Annotated in this window: 18 protein-coding genes; 5 read left to right on the forward strand and 13 right to left on the reverse strand. The window is 61.9% G+C overall.

Annotation, left to right across the window (positions count from 1 at the left end; translation table 11 throughout):
• Positions 1–58: 58 nt before the first annotated feature.
• The 8 genes from nuoF to ACNFBR_RS06175 form a co-directional block, all read right to left on the reverse strand.
• Positions 59–1,423: an NADH-quinone oxidoreductase subunit NuoF gene (nuoF, locus tag ACNFBR_RS06140; RefSeq protein ID WP_416734084.1), complete on the reverse strand. Its 1,365-nt coding sequence runs from the start codon at positions 1,421–1,423 to the stop codon at positions 59–61.
• Complete coding sequence (gene nuoE, locus ACNFBR_RS06145; RefSeq protein WP_003251433.1) at positions 1,420–1,917, reverse strand: NADH-quinone oxidoreductase subunit NuoE; 498 nt, start codon at positions 1,915–1,917, stop codon at positions 1,420–1,422. The genes nuoF and nuoE overlap by 4 nt, the downstream gene beginning before the upstream one ends.
• A 2-nt stretch (positions 1,918–1,919) precedes the next feature.
• On the reverse strand, positions 1,920–3,701 hold the full coding sequence (gene nuoC / locus ACNFBR_RS06150) for an NADH-quinone oxidoreductase subunit C/D (RefSeq protein ID WP_416734085.1): 1,782 nt from the start codon (positions 3,699–3,701) through the stop codon (positions 1,920–1,922).
• Positions 3,702–3,780: 79 nt separating this feature from the next.
• A complete protein-coding gene (locus tag ACNFBR_RS06155; RefSeq protein WP_008096180.1) occupies positions 3,781–4,458 on the reverse strand; it encodes a NuoB/complex I 20 kDa subunit family protein in 678 nt (225 codons plus the stop codon).
• A 10-nt stretch (positions 4,459–4,468) separates the two neighbouring features.
• The gene (locus ACNFBR_RS06160; protein ID WP_003251427.1) at positions 4,469–4,882 is read right to left on the reverse strand and encodes an NADH-quinone oxidoreductase subunit A; all 414 of its coding nucleotides are present in this window, start codon (positions 4,880–4,882) and stop codon (positions 4,469–4,471) included.
• Positions 4,883–5,263: 381 nt separating this feature from the next.
• Entirely contained in the window at positions 5,264–5,926 is a 663-nt protein-coding gene (locus ACNFBR_RS06165) for a lysoplasmalogenase (protein ID WP_416734086.1), read from the reverse strand.
• Positions 5,927–6,414: 488 nt separating this feature from the next.
• The gene (aceA, locus tag ACNFBR_RS06170; RefSeq protein ID WP_416734087.1) at positions 6,415–7,740 is read right to left on the reverse strand and encodes an isocitrate lyase; all 1,326 of its coding nucleotides are present in this window, start codon (positions 7,738–7,740) and stop codon (positions 6,415–6,417) included.
• A 453-nt stretch (positions 7,741–8,193) separates the two neighbouring features.
• Positions 8,194–8,994: a secretin N-terminal domain-containing protein gene (locus ACNFBR_RS06175; RefSeq protein WP_416734088.1), complete on the reverse strand. Its 801-nt coding sequence runs from the start codon at positions 8,992–8,994 to the stop codon at positions 8,194–8,196.
• Positions 8,995–9,199: 205 nt separating this feature from the next.
• On the opposite strand from ACNFBR_RS06175, the gene ACNFBR_RS06180 reads away from it, so the two are divergent.
• Complete coding sequence (locus tag ACNFBR_RS06180) at positions 9,200–10,642, forward strand: SulP family inorganic anion transporter (RefSeq protein ID WP_416734089.1); 1,443 nt, start codon at positions 9,200–9,202, stop codon at positions 10,640–10,642.
• A 131-nt stretch (positions 10,643–10,773) separates the two neighbouring features.
• Here ACNFBR_RS06180 and fusA read toward each other — a convergent pair whose 3' ends face one another.
• Together fusA and ACNFBR_RS06190 are read right to left on the reverse strand one after the other, a co-directional pair.
• Positions 10,774–12,885: an elongation factor G gene (fusA, locus tag ACNFBR_RS06185; RefSeq protein ID WP_416734090.1), complete on the reverse strand. Its 2,112-nt coding sequence runs from the start codon at positions 12,883–12,885 to the stop codon at positions 10,774–10,776.
• Positions 12,886–12,958: 73 nt separating this feature from the next.
• A complete protein-coding gene (locus ACNFBR_RS06190; protein ID WP_416734091.1) occupies positions 12,959–13,384 on the reverse strand; it encodes a hypothetical protein in 426 nt (141 codons plus the stop codon).
• A gap of 188 nt (positions 13,385–13,572) precedes the next feature.
• Here ACNFBR_RS06190 and ACNFBR_RS06195 point away from each other — a divergent pair, with 188 nt between their 5' ends.
• On the forward strand, positions 13,573–13,875 hold the full coding sequence (locus tag ACNFBR_RS06195) for a hypothetical protein (protein WP_416734092.1): 303 nt from the start codon (positions 13,573–13,575) through the stop codon (positions 13,873–13,875).
• A 3-nt stretch (positions 13,876–13,878) separates the two neighbouring features.
• Here ACNFBR_RS06195 and ACNFBR_RS06200 read toward each other — a convergent pair whose 3' ends face one another.
• Entirely contained in the window at positions 13,879–15,129 is a 1,251-nt protein-coding gene (locus ACNFBR_RS06200; protein WP_416734093.1) for an aspartate aminotransferase family protein, read from the reverse strand.
• Positions 15,130–15,266: 137 nt separating this feature from the next.
• A complete protein-coding gene (gcvA, locus tag ACNFBR_RS06205; protein WP_416734094.1) occupies positions 15,267–16,163 on the reverse strand; it encodes a transcriptional regulator GcvA in 897 nt (298 codons plus the stop codon).
• Positions 16,164–16,417: 254 nt separating this feature from the next.
• Between gcvA and ACNFBR_RS06210 the strand changes: the two genes are divergently transcribed.
• The 3 genes from ACNFBR_RS06210 to ACNFBR_RS06220 all read left to right on the forward strand — a co-directional run bounded on the left by ACNFBR_RS06210 (position 16,418) and on the right by ACNFBR_RS06220 (position 19,124).
• Positions 16,418–17,800, forward strand: a complete 1,383-nt coding sequence (locus tag ACNFBR_RS06210; protein WP_416734095.1) for an amino acid permease — start codon at positions 16,418–16,420, stop codon at positions 17,798–17,800.
• Positions 17,801–17,857: 57 nt separating this feature from the next.
• Positions 17,858–18,355: a PaaI family thioesterase gene (locus ACNFBR_RS06215; protein ID WP_416734096.1), complete on the forward strand. Its 498-nt coding sequence runs from the start codon at positions 17,858–17,860 to the stop codon at positions 18,353–18,355.
• Positions 18,356–18,428: 73 nt separating this feature from the next.
• Positions 18,429–19,124: a glutathione S-transferase N-terminal domain-containing protein gene (locus ACNFBR_RS06220; protein WP_416734097.1), complete on the forward strand. Its 696-nt coding sequence runs from the start codon at positions 18,429–18,431 to the stop codon at positions 19,122–19,124.
• A gap of 111 nt (positions 19,125–19,235) precedes the next feature.
• On the opposite strand, the gene ACNFBR_RS06225 is transcribed toward ACNFBR_RS06220, so the two are convergent.
• Complete coding sequence (locus tag ACNFBR_RS06225; RefSeq protein WP_416734098.1) at positions 19,236–20,852, reverse strand: inorganic phosphate transporter; 1,617 nt, start codon at positions 20,850–20,852, stop codon at positions 19,236–19,238.
• Positions 20,853–20,928: the final 76 nt, after the last annotated feature.

Genomic DNA, 20,928 nt, shown 5'->3' on the forward strand with positions numbered 1-20,928 from the left:
CGACTCGGGCCTGCCGGCAAGCTGGCGAGTGGCACGGACCACCCGCCTTATCATCTTGTTATGCGCCGACCACGATCGGCTTGGCCAGGTTAGGGCGCAGGGTGTCGCCAGCGGATGCTGGGGCGACACCGGCCTCGAACTCGGACCGGAAGTATTTGATGGCACTGCCCAGCGGCTCGACGGCACCCGGTGCGTGAGCACAGAAGGTACGGCCTGGGCCGAGGAAGTTGACCAGGCCCAGCAGCGTCTCGATGTCTTCGGCGCGGCCCTGGCCTTTTTCCAGTGCGCGCAGCATCTTCACGCTCCACGGCAAGCCATCACGGCATGGGGTGCACCAGCCGCACGACTCGCGGGCGAAGAACTCTTCCATGTTGCGCAGCAGCGAAACCATGTTGATGCTGTCGTCCACTGCCATGGCCAGGCCAGTACCCATACGGGTGCCGACCTTGGCGATGCCACCGGCGTACATTTGTGCGTCGAGGTGCTCGGGCAGCAGGAAGCCGGTACCGGCGCCGCCTGGCTGCCAGCACTTGAGCTTGAAGCCGTCGCGCATGCCGCCGGCGTAGTCTTCGAACAGCTCGCGGGCGGTGACGCCGAATGGCAATTCCCACAGGCCTGGGTTCTTCACCTTGCCGGAGAAGCCCATCAGCTTGGTGCCGTGGTCTTCGCTGCCTTCACGGGCCAGCGACTTGTACCAGTCGTTGCCGTTGGCGACGATGGCCGGCACGTTGCACAGGGTTTCGACGTTGTTCACGCAAGTCGGCTTGCCCCATACGCCCACGGCGGCAGGGAAGGGCGGCTTGGAGCGCGGGTTGGCGCGGCGGCCTTCCAGCGAGTTGATCAGCGCGGTTTCTTCACCGCAGATATAGCGGCCGGCACCGGTGTGCACGAACAGCTCGAAATCGAAACCGCTGCCCAGGATGTTCTTGCCCAGCAGGCCGGCGGCCTTGGCTTCATCGATGGCGCGGTTGAGGTTTTTCGCCGCGGTGGTGTATTCGCCACGCAGGAAGATGTAGCCGCGGTAGGCCTTCAGGGCGCGGGCGCTGATCAGCATGCCCTCGACCAGCAGATGGGGCTGTTGCTCCATCAGCATGCGGTCCTTCCAGGTGTTCGGCTCCATTTCGTCCGCGTTGCACAGCAGGTAGCGGATGTTCATGGATTCGTCTTTGGGCATCAGGCCCCACTTCACGCCAGTGGGGAAGCCTGCGCCACCACGGCCCTTGAGGCCGGAGTCCTTGACCGCTTGCACGATATCGTCCTGCGACATCTGCGCCAGGGCCTTGCGGGCTGCGGCGTAGCCGTTTTTCGATTCGTACTCGGCCAGCCAAACCGGCTCGCCGTCGTCACGCAGGCGCCAGGTCAGCGGGTGGGTTTCGGCCGTGCGCGCGATGCGGTTGGCCGGGCCGAAGGAAGTAATGGTCATACGTAACCCTCCAGCAGTTTGGAAACGCCAGCAGGCTGTACGTCGCCAAAGGTGTCATCGTCGATCATCAGTGCCGGAGCCTTGTCGCAGTTGCCCAGGCAGCACACGGGCAGCAGGGTGAAGCGGCCGTCGGCGGTGGTCTGGCCGAGGCCGATGCCCAGCTCGCTCTGGATCTGGCTGACGACCGACTCATGGCCGCCGATGTAGCAGACCATGCTGTCGCACACGCGGATGATGTGGCGGCCGACCGGCTGGCGGAAAATCTGGCTGTAGAAGGTGGCGACACCCTCGACATCGCTGGCTGGGATGCCCAGCACTTCGCCGATGGCGTGGATGGCGCCGTCCGGCACCCAGCCACGTTCCTTCTGGACGATTTTCAGGGCTTCGATGGACGCCGCGCGCGGGTCCTCGTAGTGATGCATTTCGTGCTCGATGGCCGAGCGCTCGGTTTCGCTCAGGGCGAAACGGTCTGTCTGGATAAGCGTGCTGTTCATGCTTAGCGGTCCACGTCAGCCATAACGAAGTCGATACTGCCCAGGTACGCAATGAGGTCGGCGACCATGCTGCCTTTGATCACCGAAGGGATCTGCTGCAGGTGCGGATAGCTCGGGGTACGGATCCGGGTGCGGTAGCTCATGGTGCCGCCATCGCTCGTCAGGTAGTAACTGTTGATGCCCTTGGTCGCCTCGATCATCTGGAACGACTCGTTGGCCGGCATGACCGGGCCCCACGAGACTTGCAGGAAGTGCGTGATCAGGGTTTCGATGTGCTGCAAAGTGCGCTCTTTCGGCGGCGGCGTGGTCAGCGGGTGGTCCGCCTTGTACGGGCCTTCCGGCATGTTGCGCAGGCACTGGTCGATGATGCGGATACTCTGGCGCATCTCCTCGACACGGACCATGCAGCGATCGTAGGCATCGCCGTTGTGGGCCAGCGGTACTTCGAACTCGAAGTTCTCGTAACCGGAGTAGGGGCGGGCTTTACGCAGGTCGAAGTCGCAACCGGTGGCACGCAGGCCGGCACCGGTGGTGCCCCATTCCAGCGCTTCCTTGGTGTTGTACGCGGCAACGCCGATGGTACGGCCCTTGAGGATGCTGTTCTGCAGGGCGGCCTTGGTGTATTCGTCAAGGCGCTTGGGCAGCCATTCGACGAAGTCCTTGACCAGCTTGTCCCAGCCGCGTGGCAGGTCGTGGGCGACGCCACCGATGCGGTACCAGGCCGGGTGCAGGCGGAAGCCGGTGATGGCTTCGATCACCGTGTAGGCGCGCTGGCGGTCGGTGAAGGTGAAGAACACCGGCGTCATCGCACCCACGTCCTGGATGTAGGTACCCAGGAACAGCAGGTGGCTGGTGATGCGGAAGAATTCGGCGAGCATGATGCGAATCACGTCGACTTTCTGCGGCACCTGGATGCCGGCGAGCTTTTCCACAGCCAGTACGTACGGCAGGTTGTTCATCACCCCGCCGAGGTAGTCGATACGGTCGGTATAAGGGATGAAGCTGTGCCAGGACTGGCGCTCGGCCATTTTTTCGGCACCACGGTGGTGGTAGCCGATGTCCGGTACGCAGTCGACGATTTCTTCACCGTCCAGCTGCAGGACGATACGGAACGCACCGTGCGCCGACGGGTGGTTGGGGCCGAGGTTGAGGAACATGTAGTCCTCGTTGGCGCCCTGACGCTTCATGCCCCAGGCTTCGGGGTTGAAACGTGCCGATTCCTCTTCAAGCTGCTGCTTGGCCAGGGTCAGGCTGTAGGGGTCGAACTCGGTGGCGCGGGCCGGGTAGTCCTTGCGCAGCGGGTGACCTTCCCAGGTCGGCGGCATCATGATGCGGCTGAGGTGAGGGTGGCCGGCAAAGTCGATGCCGAACATGTCCCAGACTTCGCGCTCGTACCAGTTGGCGTTTGGCCAGATACCGGTCACGGTCGGCAGGTTCAGGTCGCCTTCGCTGAGCGAGACCTTGATCATCACGTCGCTGTTACGCTCGACCGACAGCAGGTGGTAGAACACACTGAAGTCGGCGGCCGGCAGGCCACGGCGCTGGGTGCGCAGGCGCTCGTCGACGCCGTGCAGGTCGTACAGCATGCTGTATGGCTTGGCCACGCCACGCAGGAAGCTGAGCACCTCCTTGAGTTGGGCGCGCTTGACCCACAGCACGGGCATGCCGGTGCGGGTTTCCTGGGCGACGAATGCTTCGGCGCCAAAACGGTTGTGCAGTTCGACGACCACATCCTGGTCGTCAGCCTTGTAGGGCGGAATGAAAATAGCGTTGTCCGCTGTCATGGTCTCGGTCGCTTTGGGTCAACGTTAAGAATGAAGCCAGGCCGCCGGCTCCATCGGGAGCGGGCGGCAGGTCGCTGGATCAGACTTCGTCGGGGCTGCGCAGGTTGGTTACTGCAATGCGCTGCTCACGACGCAGATCTTTCTGGGCTGGCATCTCGGCACGGTAAATACCTTGATCACCAACAACCCAGGAAAGCGGGCGTCGTTCTTGGCCGATCGACTCCTGCAGCAGCATCAAGCCTTGCAGGAAAGCCTCAGGGCGTGGCGGGCAGCCAGGCACATAGACGTCCACGGGGAGGAACTTGTCGACCCCCTGAACGACCGAGTAGATGTCGTACATGCCGCCGGAGTTGGCGCACGAACCCATGGAGATGACCCACTTGGGTTCGAGCATCTGCTCGTACAGGCGCTGGATGATCGGCGCCATTTTGACGAAGCAGGTGCCGGCGATGACCATGAAGTCGGCCTGACGCGGCGATGCCCGGATGACTTCGGCGCCGAAGCGGGCGATGTCGTGGGGTGCCGTGAAGGCCGTGGTCATTTCCACGTAGCAGCAGGACAGGCCGAAGTTGTACGGCCAGAGGGAGTTCTTGCGACCCCAGTTGACCGCGCCACGCAGCACATCTTCGAGTTTCCCCATGTAGATGTTCTTGTGGACCTGGTCCTCTAGCAGCTGGTCGGTGACGGTTTCCCGTTCACCTACCGGGTACTGCTCGTTAGGCGCATCCGGATCGATTCTGGTGAGATTGTATTGCATTGCCAAAGCCTCATTGTTTCAGCTTCGCTTGCCGCTTGCGGCGACCTTCGGGAGCCCAATCAAGAGCACCGACGCGCCATAGGTAGACAAGACCTGCCAACAGAATTGCTATGAAAACGAGAGCTTCGACGAACCCGGTCCAGCCGCTTTCGCGGACGGACACAGACCATGCAAAGAGAAAGAGGGCTTCGATATCGAAGATCACGAACAGCATCGCGACCAGATAGAATTTGGCGGACAGGCGCAGGCGGGCGCTGCCGACGGGCAGCATGCCGGATTCGAAGGGCTCGTTCTTGGCGCGGCCCCAAGCCTTGCTACCGAGCAGGCTGGACAGGCCGAGCATGAAGGCACACAGGCCGACGACACCCAGGAGGAAGATGGCAAAGCCCCAGTTGTGGGCGATGAGTCCTGCCGAATCGGACATGCTAGAGATCCTTATACAGAGACCCAGCTCTGCAGTCTGAAATAAGTAAAGCGGCGACGTGGTGTCGCAGGCGCAGTGACCAAATGTCGCAGCTGAATCAATCGCGCTGATTTTATGGGTAAACCCGGTGCAAGTAAAATTTCTGTCGCAAATTTATTCGTAGGATTAAGAACAAAACACTCTCGTAACTGGCTGAAAGCCTTGAGATTCGGGCATTGCGTGCGGTTTTGTTAATTATGTTTCTTGCGAGTGGTAACGAATTACAAGTTTCGGAATGATAATTAATATCATTTGGCCTGATGCCATGTAATTTGGCTGTTCTGTGCCTTGTAAAGTTCATCTGGCGAATCCCCCTACTTGTAAATGCGAAAGTCTCGTGTTCTAGCAGCTTCCTGTGCTGCTTGCACCGCTCTGGGTCAATACTTTATCGATTGAGCGATGACCGACTGATGAAGCGATCGCCCACTGACCCAGCCAGTAGGTGAGGATGATCAGGTATGGCGCGGCGGCGAGCGGGCTGACAAAGCGGTCGATGCCGATCAGGCTGTCGGAGAGCACGAACAGGCAGGCCCCAAGCGCGGCCAGTCCCCCACAGGCCAAGGCGCGCCAGAGCATGGCGCTGATGGCCAGGGCGTACAGCGCGACAGGGATCAGCAGCGGGCCAAGGCCATGGCTGGCGAGTATGCAGAGCAGCGTGATGCCAGTGATGCCGCTGAATATCAGCGCGGGCAGCGCGGGACGCAGGGTAATGTTGCAATAGGCGCGCAAGTAGCTCAGGTGGGCGCAGAGGAAGGCGGCCAAACCGAACACGAACAGATCGGCGGGGATGGCCAGCAGGATGTCGCCGAGTACCGAGAACCCCAAGCCGATCGAGATCCAGTTGCGGTAGGGTGAGGCGGGTGCGCTGCGCAGCCAGGCGATCAGTGCCAGCACCGGGATAGGTTTGGCCAGTAGGGCAAGCACGGTGTTGTCGCTGGCCAGTGCATATATATAGAGGGCAGCGGCGGCCAGGGCGAGGAGGAGCAGATGGCTTGGACGAAACATGGGCGGTCCTTGCTGCTGTGCTGCCTCAAGCATAGACCTGAAAATGGGTTTTGCTGGTGATGCCTTTGGATTGTGTTAGGGCTGGCATGGGCTTGGCGATAAGGAATGCGGCGCCTGTGAGACCGAGCGCCGCCCGCGCGGCGCATCGCGAGCAAGCTCGCTCCTACATTTGTTTCGGGCCAGTATCGCCCGTGTCAGCGCGCGCGACCGCCTTGGGTGTCCGGCACGATATCGAGGTGAGCACCAAGGGGGCGCGTGCGTTTCCCCTGGGAATAATTGGCCCGAAACAAATGTAGGAGCGAGCTTGCTCGCGATGCGCCGCGCGGGCGGCGCTCGATCTACGCAACACCACAAAATTCAAACCGGTCACCTCGTCGCCCTGGCGCAATTCTGTAGGAACGATGCACGCCTGGCGGATCTCGTGCAGGCAATAAGAAAGGCCCGGAGCTTTCGCAAGCCCCGGGCCTTTATTCAGCGGTAGCCCACTATCAGTGGAACTGCTCTTCTTCTGTCGAGCCGGTCAGTGCGGTTACCGACGAGGCGCCACCCTGGATCACGGTGGTCATGTCGTCGAAGTAGCCGGTGCCCACTTCCTGCTGGTGCGCCACGAAGGTGTAGCCTTTGCTGGCGTCAGCGAACTCCTGCTCTTGCAGTTTCACGTACGCGGTCATGTCGTTGCGGGCGTAGTCGTGCGCCAGGTTGAACATGCCGTGCCACATGTTGTGGATGCCAGCCAGGGTAATGAACTGGTGCTTGTAGCCCATGGCCGACAGTTCGCGCTGGAACTTGGCGATGGTGGCGTCGTCCAGGTTCTTCTTCCAGTTGAAGGACGGCGAGCAGTTGTACGACAGGATCTGGTCCGGGTACTCCTTCTTGATCGCTTCGGCAAAGCGACGGGCTTCGTCCAGGTCCGGTTTGGCGGTTTCGCACCAGATCAGATCGGCGTACGGTGCGTAGGCCAGGCCGCGGGCGATGGCCTGGTCGAGGCCGGCGCGCACCTTGTAGAAGCCTTCGCGGGTGCGCTCGCCAATCACGAACGGCTGGTCGTACGGGTCGCAGTCGCTGGTCAGCAGGTCGGCGGCGTTGGCGTCGGTACGGGCCAGGATGATGGTCGGTACGCCCGATACGTCAGCGGCCAGACGCGCGGCCACCAGCTTCTGTACGGCTTCCTGGGTAGGTACCAGTACCTTGCCGCCCATGTGGCCGCATTTTTTCACCGAGGCCAGCTGGTCTTCGAAGTGCACGCCCGCGGCGCCCGCTTCGATCATGTTCTTCATCAGCTCGTAGGCGTTCAGTACGCCACCGAAACCGGCTTCGGCGTCAGCGACGATCGGCGCGAAGTAGTCGATGTAGCCTTCGTCGCCCGGGTTCTTGCCGGCTTTCCACTGGATCTGGTCGGCGCGGCGGAACGCGTTGTTGATGCGCTTGACCACGGTCGGTACCGAATCGACCGGGTACAGCGACTGGTCAGGATACATCGACTCGGCCGAGTTGTTGTCGGCGGCAACCTGCCAGCCGGACAGGTAGATGGCCTGAATGCCGGCTTTTACTTGCTGTACTGCCTGGCCGCCGGTCAGGGCGCCCATGCAGTTGACGAAATCTTTTTCTGGGCGGAAGGAGGGGTGGGCACCTTCGGTGACCAGCTTCCACAGTTTTTCTGCGCCTTGGCGAGCAAAGGTGTGCTCTGGCTGGATGGAGCCACGCAGGCGAACGACATCGGCGGCGGTGTAGGTACGGGTCACGCCTTTCCAGCGCGGGTTCTCGGCCCAGTCTTTCTCGAGGGCTGCAATTTGCTGTTCGCGTGTCAGTGCCATGGAAATAAACCTCGTCGCATCGATCTTGGGTTAATTGTGCTGATGCTCGGAGCAGATCAGGTGCCTGGCGGCTGTCCTGTTCGCGGGAGTGCGGCGGCGAACGCGAAGGCTCGAAGGGGAAGGGTGGGCAGGCCAGGCGAAGGTGCGCTCCGGCAGGTCGGCTCGTGGTTGCCTTGCTGCGGTGCTACGCGATTGCCAGTGCTGCGGTGATGCGCTTCCGTCCCTCGGGACAACTTCTTCGTTGCAGTCGCAATCCGTCGAACCGCCTTGTGGGCCGTATAGACACGAGGTGCCTCCAGGGGTGGGAGGAGTGCGCCTCGAAGGCCCTTGCCAGGGCCCCTGATTAGCGGGAGCGAGGCCATCATGCCCTTGGGAAAAAGACCCTGTCAAATGTTTTGTAGTGGAACTTTTCACTTACTACATCTTTGGTCTAATGCGACTTGGCAGTCAGTTTCAAGGCCTTTGGTCGAGGCCTTGAATTGCCTGGGATCCGTCGAGAAGGTCGACTTTGACACGTAAAGTCATGTTTTCTCCGCGCTGAGTGCTGTAACTGCGGCTTGACGCACTGCGCTCGGCTTGGCTCTGCTGGTTGTAGCCCGCCAGGGTGATCCATTCACCAAGCCTGCCGGTGACTGTCGTGTCGGTACTTTGCACTTTCACTACATCTGCACGTTCATGGCTTATACGATCATTATTGCTGCTTATTTGCAGACGAACCGTATCACCACTCAGGCTTGGCGTTACGTAGAACCCTTGCGTCACGTTGCGGTATTCGGTGTTGCTCTGGATGCGCCCATAGCTGTCGGTGCTGGTGCTGGTGATCGGAATGCTCTGGCCAACCTGGATCAGTGCCGGTTGGCCTTCGCTGGCTTGCACCTGTTGCATGCCGCCTTCGCGATTGCTGGTGCCGTAGTGGATGACGCGTGCGTTACCGCGGTTGTCCTGGAAATTACTGTCGTTGTTGTCGACGCTGATCAGCAAGCGCTTGGGGGCGGTATCCAGCTGCTGCAGCAAGGCGCGCAGGTCATCGATGCGCTCGGGGCTGGTGTTGACGATCAGTTTGTTTTCGAAGGCGCTGACCGTACCGTCGTTACCGATGAATGCCTGGACGGTGGGCAGCAGTTCGGCGCTGCTGCGGTGCTGCAGGGGCAGCACTTCGGTGGCGGCCTGGGCGGTGAGGCTGGCGACCAGCAGCAGGGAAGCGAAAAGGGGGCGTAGCGGCATGTCCATGATCTCCGCAGGTGGAATGATCATGATGGCAAATTTGCCTGGGTTGTGCCGGGTCCAGATCACAAGTTGTCTTGTTTCGACGCTTGTCCAGCGCGCCAGGCGAGCATGGGTACCTGACGGTGCAGCGCCGGGGCCGGGTGCGTGGAGCGGTGGCCGCTGTCAGATAAATTCCGTAACATCGCGCCCCTCGTTTTTGTAACGTCCCCCCGGACTGCACCACAGGAAGCCCATGAAGCCCGCCCGACTACGCGCCGACTTGCTCGCCGGCCTGACCACTTCGTTCGCCCTGGTGCCTGAGTGCATCGCCTTTGCCCTGGTGGCTCACCTCAACCCGCTGATGGGCCTGTACGGTGCATTCATCATTTGTACCCTGACTGCGCTGTTCGGCGGCCGACCTGGGATGATCTCCGGCGCTGCCGGCTCGATGGCGGTGGTGATCGTCGCGCTGGTCGTACAGCACGGCGTGCAGTACCTGCTGGCCACGGTGCTGCTGGGGGGCGTGGTAATGATCCTGTTCGGCTTGCTGCGTTTGGGCAAGCTGGTGCGCCTGGTGCCGTACCCGGTCATGCTTGGCTTCGTCAACGGCTTGGCCATCGTCATCGCCATGGCCCAGCTGGAGCATTTCAAGGATGGCGAACACTGGCTCAGTGGCACGCCGCTTTACCTGATGATCGGCCTGGTCGCACTCACCATGGCGGTGGTTTACCTGCTGCCGAAACTGACTCGCGCGGTGCCGCCGGCGCTGGTGGCGATCCTTGGCGTTGGCCTGCTGGTGTACCTGCTGGGGTTGCCCACCCGCACCCTGGGCGACATGGCGCATATCGCCGGCGGCCTGCCGGGGCTGGCGCTGCCGGATGTGCCTTGGAACCTGGAAACCCTGAAGATCATTGCCCCTTACGCAGTGTTGATGGCCATGGTCGGCCTGCTGGAAACCTTGCTCACCCTTAACCTGACCGATGAAATCACCGAGAGCCGTGGCTTTCCGGACCGCGAATGTGTGGCATTGGGTGCCGCCAACATGGTCTCGGGCCTGTGCGGTGGCATGGGTGGCTGCGCGATGATCGGGCAGACGGTGATCAACCTCAGCTCCAATGGCCGTGGTCGGTTGTCGGGTGTAGTGGCCGGGGTGATGATTTTGCTCTTCGTGTTGTTCCTGTCGCCGTTGATCGAGCGTATTCCGCTGGCGGCGCTGGTAGGCGTGATGTTCGTGGTGGCCCAGCAGACTTTCGCCTGGGCATCGCTGCGGGTGCTGAACAAGGTGCCGGTGAACGATGTGCTGGCGATCATTGCGGTAACTGTCGTGACAGTCTTCACCGACCTGGCCATGGCAGTGCTGTTCGGCATCATCATCGCGGCGCTGAACTTTGCCTGGCAGCATGCGCGGGAGTTGTATGCCGACAGCCATGAAGATGGGGAAGGCGGCAAGCGTTATCAGGTACACGGCACGCTGTTCTTCGCCTCCACCACTTCGTTCCTCAATCAGTTCGACACGGCCAAGGACCCGGCCCAGGTCACGCTGGATTGCCAGCATTTGAGCTTTGTCGACTATTCGGCGGTTGCGGCGCTGCAGACCCTGCGCGAGCGGTATTCCAAGGCGGGCAAGCATTTGCGGGTTGTGCATTTGTCGGAGCGGTGCAAAAAACTGTTGAAGCGGGCTGGCGAGCAGCACTGATAAACAATGGCTGCCTGTGTCGGCCTCTTCGCGGGCTTGCCCGCTCCCACAGCATCACCAAAGGACTCAACCTTGGTGCGGCACCTGTGGGAGCGGGCAGGCCCGCGAAGAGGCCGGTACAGGCGAATGATTCATTCGCCGCGGTTTTTCTTGAAGATGGTATCGGCAATGCTCGCCGGTGCCTCGGCATAGCGAATGAACTCCATCGAGAAGCTTGCCCGGCCCTGGGTCATCGAACGCATCGAGGTGGCATAGCCGAACATTTCACCCAACGGCACCTCGGCGCGGATCACCTTGCCGGCCGGCGTCTCGTCACCGTCCTGGATCATGCCGCGACGTCGGCTCAAGTCGCCGAGGATATCGCCCTGGTACTCCTCGGGCGTGACCACCTCGACCTTCATCACTGGCTCCAGCAGCACCGCGCCACCTTTTTGCGACAACTGCTTGGTGGCCATCGAAGCGGCGATCTTGTAGGCCATCTCGTTGGAGTCGACATCGTGATACGAACCGTCGTACACCGCTGCCTTCAGGTTGATCAGCGGATAGCCGGCGAGCACGCCGTTCTTCATCTGCTCCTCGATACCTTTCTGGATCGCCGGAATGTACTCGCGCGGCACCACGCCGCCGACGATCTCGTTGATGAACTCCAGGCCTTCCTTGCCTTCGTCGCCAGGGGCGAAGCGGATCCAGCAGTGGCCGTACTGGCCCCGACCGCCAGACTGACGGACGAAGCGTCCCTCGATTTCGCAGGTGTTGCGGATTTTTTCGCGGTAGGCCACCTGCGGCTTGCCGATATTGGCTTCGACGTTGAACTCGCGGCGCATGCGGTCGACGATGATGTCCAGGTGCAGCTCGCCCATGCCGGAGATGATGGTCTGGCCGGTCTCTTCATCGGTGCGCACGCGGAATGACGGGTCCTCCTGGGCCAGCTTGCCCAGGGCGATGCCCATCTTTTCCTGGTCGGCCTTGGTCTTCGGTTCCACCGCCACGGAAATCACCGGGTCGGGGAAGTCCATGCGTTCGAGGATGATCGGCTTGTCCATGTCGCACAGGGTGTCGCCAGTGGTCACATCCTTCATGCCGATCAGTGCGGCGATATCGCCGGCACACACGTCCTTGATCTCCGCGCGCTGGTTGGCGTGCATCTGCACCATGCGGCCGATACGCTCTTTCTTGCCCTTGACCGAGTTGAGCACTGCGTTGCCGGAGCTGAGCACGCCGGAATACACGCGGGCGAAGGTGAGGGTGCCGACGAAGGGGTCGGTGGCGATCTTGAAGGCCAGGGCCGAGAACGGTTCCTTGTCGTCGGCATGGCGCTCCAGGTGCTTTTCTTCGTCATCGGGATCGGTGCCTTTGATCGCCGGGATTTCCGACGGCGCGGGCAGGTAGTCGATCACCGCGTCGAGCATCAGCGGCACGCCTTTGTTCTTGAACGATGAGCCGAGGATGGTCGGTACGATCTCGTTGGCGATGGTGCGCTGGCGCAGTGCCGCCTTGATCTCGTCGACGCTCAGTTCCTCGCCTTCGAGAAACTTCATGGTCAGCTCGTCGTTGGCTTCGGCCGCGGCTTCGATCATGTGCGCACGCCATTCGTCGGCCAGCGCCTGCAGTTCGGCGGGGATGTCTTCTTCGCGGTAGCTGGTGCCCTGGTCGGCATCGTTCCAGTAGATGGCCTTCATTTTCACCAGGTCGATCTGGCCGATGAAGTTTTCTTCGCTGCCAATCGCCAGTTGGATCGGTACCGGGTGGTGCCCCAGGCGCTGGTCAATCTGCTTGACCACGCGCAGGAAGTCGGCACCCTGGCGGTCCATCTTGTTGATATAGGCCAGGCGTGGCACATGGTACTTGTTGGCCTGACGCCACACCGTCTCGGACTGCGGCTCCACGCCGTCAGCGCCGCTGAACACCACCACCGCGCCATCGAGCACGCGCAAGGAGCGCTCCACCTCGATGGTGAAGTCGACGTGGCCGGGGGTGTCGATGATGTTGAAGCGGTACTTGTGGGCGAACTGCTTGGTCGAGCCTTGCCAGAACGCTGTGGTTGCCGCCGAGGTGATGGTGATGCCGCGTTCCTGCTCCTGGGCCATCCAGTCCATGGTCGCCGCGCCATCGTGCACCTCGCCCATCTTGTGGTTGACCCCGGTGTAGAACAGGATCCGCTCGGTGGTCGTGGTCTTGCCGGCGTCCACGTGGGCGACGATGCCGATGTTGCGGTACAGCTCGATGGGCGTTGTGCGGGCCATGGCGGACTACCTGCGAATGGGCGGATTCCACCACGTTAGCAGACCGGTGGAATCCTGCCGTGCCGCCGGGCCGTCAGTCGGCCTGGGCTTGCAGCATCCACTGGCCATCCACTTCGCGGGCCAGGCCGCTGGCCGGCAGCAGGGCCAGCAGGCGCGCGTGCAGGGCGTGTTCGGTAAAGGTCTTGAGGGTGGTCAGGTCCAGCGGGCCGATCAGGTTGAGGTCGGCTTTGGTGTAGGACAACCACGCTTTTTTCAACACCTGGGCGACGTCGCTGCCGGCGGTGCTGGCGAAGCGGCGGTGCCACTGGCGGCCCTCGAAGGTGAAGTCATGGGCATGGCTATAGGTGCTTGGGTCGGCACCTTCCAGGCAGCGGTGGCAGCGGCACGGGCCTTCGCCGAAGGCATTGCGCAGGTAGCTGTTGAAGTCCACGACGGGCTTGAGGGACAGGCGTTTGTCGACTTCGAACAGGTCGGCGATCAGGGGTTCTTCGGCGCTCACTCGGGATCCTCGTGTGGTGTGGCGTGCATCGGCGGGCACCCTAACAGATCGGGCCGTCCAGATCACCTTTTGCAGGCCTGGCCTCTTCGCGGGCACGCCCGCTCCCACAGAGGCCGGTAGAGACAACGGAGATTGCCTGCCGTACTCTACGCGCCCATACGCCTACACACCCATCGAGGTAACCCCGTTTGAGCAGCAAGTACCCTTACATCGCCACCGTGACCATCAGCGCCGAAGACCGTGGCGGAGACACCGAAGCCTCGGAAAACCCCAATATGCGCGTAGGCCTGGAGGCGGTGACCGAAACCCTTAAAAAGGTGCATTTCGTCGGTACGCTCGCAGCCCCCGAAAAGTCGGCCACGCACATCTGCGTGACCCTGGAGAACGGCCTGACCTACTACGGCCCGATCGTCAACGGCCACGCCGAGCTCGAAGGCGGCTGGATTGCCTTCGAGTCCGACATGCTCACCCCGCAGGAACTGGGCCTGTAAGCCTCAGTTCAGCTCCACCAGGCACTGCTCGAGGATATCCAGGCCTTCTTCGAGCACCTCGGCCTCGATGGTCAGGGGTGCCAGCAGGCGGATGATGTGCCGCGCTTTGCCGCTGGGCATCAGCAGCAAGCCCTTGGCCCGGGCTGCCTCCATCACCTTGGCCAGTTGCGCCGGTGCCGGGCTGCCATCGGCATTGACGAACTCGATGCCACGCATGGCGCCCACGCCAGTCAGGCGGCCGATGTACGGGCTCAGGCCCGAGGACTTCCAGCGCTCGACACGGCTGACGATCGCCTGCTCCTGGCGCTCACCCCAGGTGGCGACGTTTTCATCGGTCATCTGGGCCAGGCTGGCCAGGGCTGCCGCACAGGCAATCGGGTTGCCTGAATAGGTGCCACCCAGGCCGCCCTTGGGCAGCGACGCCATCAATTCCTTGCGCCCGACCACCGCACCCAGCGGCAGGCCACCGGCAATGCTCTTGGCCAGCAGCAGCAGGTCGGGCTCGATGCCCAGGCGCGGGAAGGCGAAGCGCTGGCCGGTGCGGCCAAAGCCCGACTGGATCTCGTCGATGATGATCAGGATGCCGTGCTCGTCGCAGAAGCGGCGCAGGGCCTGGGCAAAGGCCGGGTCAAGGGCGAGGAAACCGCCTTCGCCCTGCACCGGCTCGAAGATGAACGCTGCCACGTCTTCCACGGCCAGCTCGACGCTGAACAGGCGGTCCATGGCCTTGAGCGCCTGCTCGCAGGTCACCCCGGTGTCGGCGCTGGGGTAGGGCAGGTGGTAGACAGGCCCGGGCAATTCACCGACCCGTTGCTTGTACGGGGCGACCTTGCCATTGAGGTTCAGGGTGGCCAGGGTGCGGCCATGGAAGCCGCCGTCGAAGGCGATGACGGCGCGCTTGCCCGTCGCGCCACGGGCCACTTTCAGGGCGTTTTCCGCGGCTTCCGCGCCGCTGTTGGTGAGCATGCCTGCCAGTGGGTAGCTGACGGGTACGAACTGGCTCAACTGCTCCATCAGCGCCAGATACGGGCCGTGCGGGGCCGCGTTGAAGGCGTAGTGGGTCAGGCGGGTGGCCTGGGCCTGGATAGCCTCGACCACGGCCGGGTTGCAGTGGCCCAGGTTGAGCACACCGATACCGCCGACGAAGTCGATGTAACGTTTGCCATCGGTGTCCCAAACTTCGGCATTACGGCCATGGGAAAGTGTGATCGGGTGAACGATGGCAATGGATTGGCTGATACTTTCCTGGTTCATGGGCACGCGGGACCTTTGTTCGAGTTTGTTATTATCCAAGCGTGTCGAGGGGTTAGTCCGCAAACGAATTATTCGATTGCGATCATTCCCTGGATTCTTGATCTCGCCCTTGCTTTGCGTTGCCGGTACCGGTTGAATCAATCCCCCTCAGCCACCCGCTCCTGAATCCACTGCACAAAGGCTCTGATCTTTGGCACTTCGGCCGCATGTTCGGCGTGGGCAATGAAGTGCTTGCCATTGCTCGCCACTGGGTGGTCCCAGGCCACCACCAGCTTGCCCTCGCTCAGCTCTTCGGCCACCAGGTAGCGCGGTATCAGGGCAATGCCGCAGCCTGCAATCGCCGCGCGTATGCACAGGTAAAACGTGTCGAAGCGCGGCCCGTGGTAGCTGTTCTGGCTATGCAGCCCAAGCCCCAGGAACCACTCATGCCAGGCCTCCGGCCGCGACACGCACTGCAACAGGCGGTGCTCGGTCAATGCCTGGGCACTGTCGAATCGATGGTCGGCCAGCAGCTGCGGGCTGCATACCGGCACCACTTCTTCCCTGAACAGCTCGATGCAAGTCGCCCCGGGCCAGGTGCCCTGGCCGAAGAAAAAGGCGATGTCGGCCTTGGCCTGCACCAGGTCGAACGGTTCCAGTTCGTTGCGTACATCCAGGTGAATACGGGGGTAGCGGTCGCCAAAACCCTTGAGCTTGGGCACCAGCCAGCGGGCGCCGAAAGTGGGCTGGGTGGCGATGCGCAGCACTTCGGTTTCGTCGCCGTAGCTGAGGATGTAGCGGCTGGAAATGTCGATCTGGGTGAGGATCTTGTTCACTTCGGTGAGGTACAGCGCGCCGGCCGGTGTCAGGTGCAGGCGCCGGCGAATACGCTGGAACAGCGAGTGCGAGAGCATGTCCTCGAGCTGCGCCACCTGCTTGCTGACGGCGCTCTGGGTCAGGTGCAGTTCCTGCGCCGCGCGGGTGAAACTGAGGTGGCGAGCGGCCGCTTCGAAGCACTGAAGGGCGGTGGTCGAGGGCATCAGGCGTTTGGACATGACGGGCAAATACCGAGCAAAAAAGGAAGAAGTTCATTCCAAAACGGAATCATGTGGTTCGAAAAGGTCGTTTGTTGACCCCGGCCTATAGATTAATACTGACCTGGATCAACGATGACAACCGGTCATGCGAAGAGGAGGTCAGAACACGCGCCGGTATCTGCAAAACAACAACAACGAACAACAGAAATTTATAAGAATTCTGCTCCGACCTTCAGCCGCTTTGCTGCGGCCGACCCACTCGAGGGTTCTTCATGGCTTCGCAAGACAACAAGAAACAGCGCTCTCTGCAGCACGGCCTGACCTCCCGTCAGGTTTCCATGATTTCCATCGCCGGCATCATCGGTGCCGGCCTGTTCATCGGTTCCTCCAACGCCATCGCCACCGCCGGCCCGGCCATCCTCATTTCCTACGCCATGACCGGGCTGCTGGTGCTGCTGGTGATGCGCATGCTTGGCGAAATGGCCATCGCCAACCCCAACAGCGGCTCGTTCTCCACTTATGCCTCGGAAGCCATCGGCCCTTGGGCGGGCTTCACCATCGGCTGGTTGTACTGGTGGTTCTGGGTGTTGATCATTCCAGTGGAAGCCATCGCGGGGGCTGACATCCTGCATGCCTACTTCCCCGGTGTGCCGTCCTGGCTGTTCGCCTTCCTGATCATGATCGTGCTGTCGGGTACCAACCTGGTTAGCGTGAAGAATTTCGGTGCCTTCGAGTACTGGTTCGCGCTGGTCAAGGTGCTGGCGATCATTGGCTTCATCGGGGTGTGCACCTTGGCGGTGTTCGGCTTCTGGCCCCTGGCCGAAGTCTCTGGGGTCAGCCGGTTGTGGGACAACGGCGGCTTCATGCCTAACGGCTTTGGGACGGTGCTGGGTGGCGTGCTGATCACCATCTTCTCGTTCTTCGGTGCCGAAATTGTCACCATCGCTGCTGATGAAACCGCCAACCCGAAGGACAAGATCCGCCGCGCCACCAACCTGGTGGTGTACCGCATCGCCATCTTCTACCTGGCGTCGATCTTCCTGGTGGTGTCGCTGGTAGCCTGGAACGACCCAGCGCTGAAAGCGGTCGGTTCGTTCCAGCGTGTGCTGGAAGTGTTGAATGTACCGGGTGCCAAACTGTTGGTTGACCTGGTGGTGCTGGTGGCGGTGACCAGTTGCATGAACTCCGGGCTGTACACTGCCTCGCGCATGCTCTATTCGCTGGGGGCTCGTGGCCAGGCGCTGAGCGTGACCAAGCGCATCTCAGGTTCCGGCGTGCCGACCGTGGCGGTGATCTTCTCTACCCTGGCAGGTTTTGCCGGCTGCCTGGTCAACTATGTGTTCCCAGGCAAGGTATTCGGCTTCCTGTTGTCCACCACGGGCGCCATCGCCTTGCTGGTGTACCTGGTGATTGCCGTATCGCAGTTGCGCATGCGTGCCCGTGCCGAGCGTGAAGGGCGCCCGCTTGAGCTGAAGATGTGGCTGTTCCCGTGGCTGACCTGGCTGGTGATCGGCACCATCGTCATGGTGCTGGGCTACATGCTGGTCAGCGATGCCTACCGCTATGAAACGCTGATGACTGCCGGGGTGACCGCGTTCATCCTGCTGGTTTCGCTGACCCAACGGCGTGCCAATGCGGTTGCCCAGACGGCCTGACGTTTCTGCTTTAATGGGGGCGTTGCGCGCCCCCATTCCAACAAGCACAGGAAGCGTATGACTGATCACACACTCTCCCTCCAGGCCCTCGCGGCGCCTGAGGGCACCTGCTATGGCTGCGGCTGCTCCCACCCCAGCGGCCTGCACCTGCAAAGCTACTGGGACGCCGACGGCGTTCACCTGCTGTGCCGGCACGCGCCCGACAGCACTTTCATCGGCTGGCCCGGCCTGGTTTACGGCGGCCTGCTGGCGATGCTGGTCGACTGCCATTCCAACTGGACAGCCATGGCGTACCACTACCGCAACGAAGGCCGCGAGCCGGGCAGCCTGCCGCGTATCGATTGCGTCACCGGCACGCTCAACCTGACCTATCTCAAACCCACGCCCATGGGTGTCGAGCTGTTGCTCAAGGCGCGAGTGGAGGGCGAAGTGGGGCGCAAGAGCCGGGTGGTCTGCGAAGTCTGGGCTGACGATGTACTGACCGTGAGCGCCGATTCGGTGTTCGTGCGTGTCGATACCGAAAAACTCAAGCTCAAGGCCCACGGCCAGGCCTGACAAGTGGTCGGTGATGGTCAGCGGCCGGGGATGTCTCTAGAGTGACAGGTTCATCCCCCAGGCAAGGTTGATCATGACCGATCTCAGTGCTTTCCCCATTACCCGCAAGTGGCCCGCCAAACACCCCGAACGCCTTCAGCTTTACTCGCTGCCGACGCCCAATGGCGTCAAGGTGTCGATCATGCTCGAGGAAATCGGCCTGGCCTATGAGCCGCACAAGGTCAGCTTCGACAACGATGACCAGCTGAGTGCCGAGTTCATCTCGCTCAGTGCCAACAACAAGATCCCGGCCATCCTCGACCCCAACGGGCCGGGTGGCCAGCCGCTGCCGCTGTTCGAGTCGGGGGCGATCCTGCAGTACCTGGCAGAGAAGAGTGGCCAGTTGCTTAGCCAGGATCCCGCCCAGCGTTACCAGACCCTGCAGTGGCTGATGTTCCAGATGGGCGGCATCGGGCCGATGTTTGGGCAGGTTGGTTTCTTCCATTTCTTTGCTGGCAAGGAATACGAGGACAAGCGTCCGCGCGACCGCTATGTCAACGAGTCCAAGCGCCTGCTGGGTGTGCTTGACCGGCATTTGCTGGGCCGGGAATGGATGGTCGACGCATACAGCATCGCCGATATCGCGATTTTCCCGTGGGTGCGCAACCTGGTGGAGCGTTACAACGCTCGTGAGCTGGTGGGCTTCGATCAGTTCAAGGAAGTGCAGCGGGTACTGGCGGCGTTCCTTGAGCGGCCAGCCGTACAGCGTGGCCTGAAGATTCCGAGCTGATCAGGCAGGGCGCAATTCACCCTGTAGGAGCAGCCTTGTGCTGCGAAGAGGCCGGTAAGGCAGAAAGCAGTTTCCGGCCTTTTCGCAGCACAAGGCTGCTCCTACTGGCTGCTAGAAAATCTGGTTCAGCAGCCAGTACAGGCTACCTGCCAGCAACATCGCTGCTGGCAAGGTCAGCACCCACGCCATCAGCAGGTTGATCAGCGTCCGCTTCTGGATTCCCGAACCGTTGGCCACCATGGTCCCGGCCACCCCTGAACTCAGGACATGGGTGGTCGACACCGGCAGCCCGAACATGTCCGCCGCACCAATGGTGCACATCGCTACCACTTCGGCCGAAGCCCCTTGGGCGTAACTGAGGTGGGTCTTGCCGATCTTCTCGCCCACCGTGACCACGATGCGCCGCCAGCCAACCATGGTCCCCAGCCCCAACGCAATGGCCACGGCCACCTTCACCCACAGCGGGATGTAGCGAGTGGCGTCGTCCAACTGGGTCTTGAGCAACTGCAGGTGGCCGCGGGTATCCGCATCGAACGCAACCAGCCGGTTCTTTTCGATCAGGCGAATGGCTTCGCTGGTCAGGTACATGTCATTTCGCACGTTGGCCATGGCTTCGGCCGGGACGCGTTTAATCGAGCCATAGCCTTTGACTTGTTCGCCGATGATTCCGGTCAGCGCTGCCAGTGCTGGTACCAGTTGCGGGCTGGCCTTGGGTTCGGCAATGAACAAGGTCAGTACCTGGCGCGGGTCGGCCGGCGCCGCTTGCGGGTCGCTACGTACCAGTGCCTGACGGGTTACCTCGGCGACCGCGGAAAACTGCAGGGCCTGTTCGTTGGGCATGGTCTTGTTCAGCGCGTAGGCCATCGGCAGGGTACCGACCAGAATCAGCATGATCAGGCCCATGCCTTTCTGGCCGTCGTTGGAGCCGTGGGCAAAAGACACCCCGGTGCAGGTGAGGATCAGCACACCGCGAATCCACCACGGTGGCGGTGTGCGGCCTTCCGGTGCCTGGTACAGCGCCTGGCGTTTGACCAGTGCGCGCAGGGCCAGCAGCAACAGGGCGGCGCAGGCAAAGCCGATCAGCGGCGAGAACAGCAGGGCGTAACCCACCTTGCTGGCCTGGGCCCAGTCCACGCCGCTGGTGCCGTCACGCCCATGCATCAGCGCATTGGCCACGCCCACACCGATGATCGAGCCAATCAGGGTGTGCGAGGACGACGCCGGCAGCCCCAGCCACCAGGTGCCAAGGTTCCAGATGATCGCTGCCAGCAGCAGGGCGAAGACCATGGCGAAGCCGGCTGACGAGCCGACCTGCAGAATCAGCTCTACCGGTAGCAGGGCGATGATGCCGAACGCTACCGCGCCGCTGGAAAGCAGCACCCCCAGGAAATTGCACAGCCCGGACCACATTACCGCTACCGGCGCCGGCAACGAATGGGTGTAGATCACCGTGGCCACCGCGTTGGCGGTGTCATGGAAGCCGTTGACGAACTCGAAGCCAAGGGCAATCAGCAGTGCCAGGCCCAGCAGCAGGAACGGTGTGACCGTGGTGATTACCGTACCGCTGGCGGTCACATCCTGCTTGAGGCTCCAGGCGGTGTAGGCGATGCCTGCCAGCAACAGGCCGAAGAACAGCAGCAAAGTGGCACGCCCAGGCTTATGGGCAAGCTGTGGGCGGGAGTCGCGTTGGGCCAGTTGCGGCTGGCTGGCCACTGACGGGGTTGCCATGAGGGCTCCGATTGGCGTGGGCGAAGTTGCCAAAGGCCTTGAGCATAGAAACAATTCGTAAACCAGCCGTGACCTC

The organism is Pseudomonas sp. NY11955 (genome assembly GCF_048068035.1).
Classification (GTDB): Bacteria; Pseudomonadota; Gammaproteobacteria; order Pseudomonadales; family Pseudomonadaceae; genus Aquipseudomonas.

Bases quoted from the DNA above. Each gene is read 5' to 3' on its own strand.
- aceA (WP_416734087.1), bottom strand. From the start codon at position 7,740: ATGGCACTGACACGCGAACAGCAAATTGCAGCCCTCGAGAAAGACTGG.
- nuoE (WP_003251433.1), bottom strand. From the start codon at position 1,917: ATGAACAGCACGCTTATCCAGACAGACCGTTTCGCCCTGAGCGAAACC.
- ACNFBR_RS06220 (WP_416734097.1), top strand. From the start codon at position 18,429: ATGACCGATCTCAGTGCTTTCCCCATTACCCGCAAGTGGCCCGCCAAA.
- ACNFBR_RS06215 (WP_416734096.1), top strand. From the start codon at position 17,858: ATGACTGATCACACACTCTCCCTCCAGGCCCTCGCGGCGCCTGAGGGC.
- ACNFBR_RS06225 (WP_416734098.1), bottom strand. From the start codon at position 20,852: ATGGCAACCCCGTCAGTGGCCAGCCAGCCGCAACTGGCCCAACGCGAC.
- ACNFBR_RS06175 (WP_416734088.1), bottom strand. From the start codon at position 8,994: ATGATCATTCCACCTGCGGAGATCATGGACATGCCGCTACGCCCCCTT.
- ACNFBR_RS06180 (WP_416734089.1), top strand. From the start codon at position 9,200: ATGAAGCCCGCCCGACTACGCGCCGACTTGCTCGCCGGCCTGACCACT.
- nuoF (WP_416734084.1), bottom strand. From the start codon at position 1,423: ATGACCATTACTTCCTTCGGCCCGGCCAACCGCATCGCGCGCACGGCC.
- ACNFBR_RS06155 (WP_008096180.1), bottom strand. From the start codon at position 4,458: ATGCAATACAATCTCACCAGAATCGATCCGGATGCGCCTAACGAGCAG.
- ACNFBR_RS06200 (WP_416734093.1), bottom strand. From the start codon at position 15,129: ATGAACCAGGAAAGTATCAGCCAATCCATTGCCATCGTTCACCCGATC.
- ACNFBR_RS06165 (WP_416734086.1), bottom strand. From the start codon at position 5,926: ATGTTTCGTCCAAGCCATCTGCTCCTCCTCGCCCTGGCCGCCGCTGCC.
- fusA (WP_416734090.1), bottom strand. From the start codon at position 12,885: ATGGCCCGCACAACGCCCATCGAGCTGTACCGCAACATCGGCATCGTC.
- gcvA (WP_416734094.1), bottom strand. From the start codon at position 16,163: ATGTCCAAACGCCTGATGCCCTCGACCACCGCCCTTCAGTGCTTCGAA.
- ACNFBR_RS06210 (WP_416734095.1), top strand. From the start codon at position 16,418: ATGGCTTCGCAAGACAACAAGAAACAGCGCTCTCTGCAGCACGGCCTG.
- nuoC (WP_416734085.1), bottom strand. From the start codon at position 3,701: ATGACAGCGGACAACGCTATTTTCATTCCGCCCTACAAGGCTGACGAC.
- ACNFBR_RS06160 (WP_003251427.1), bottom strand. From the start codon at position 4,882: ATGTCCGATTCGGCAGGACTCATCGCCCACAACTGGGGCTTTGCCATC.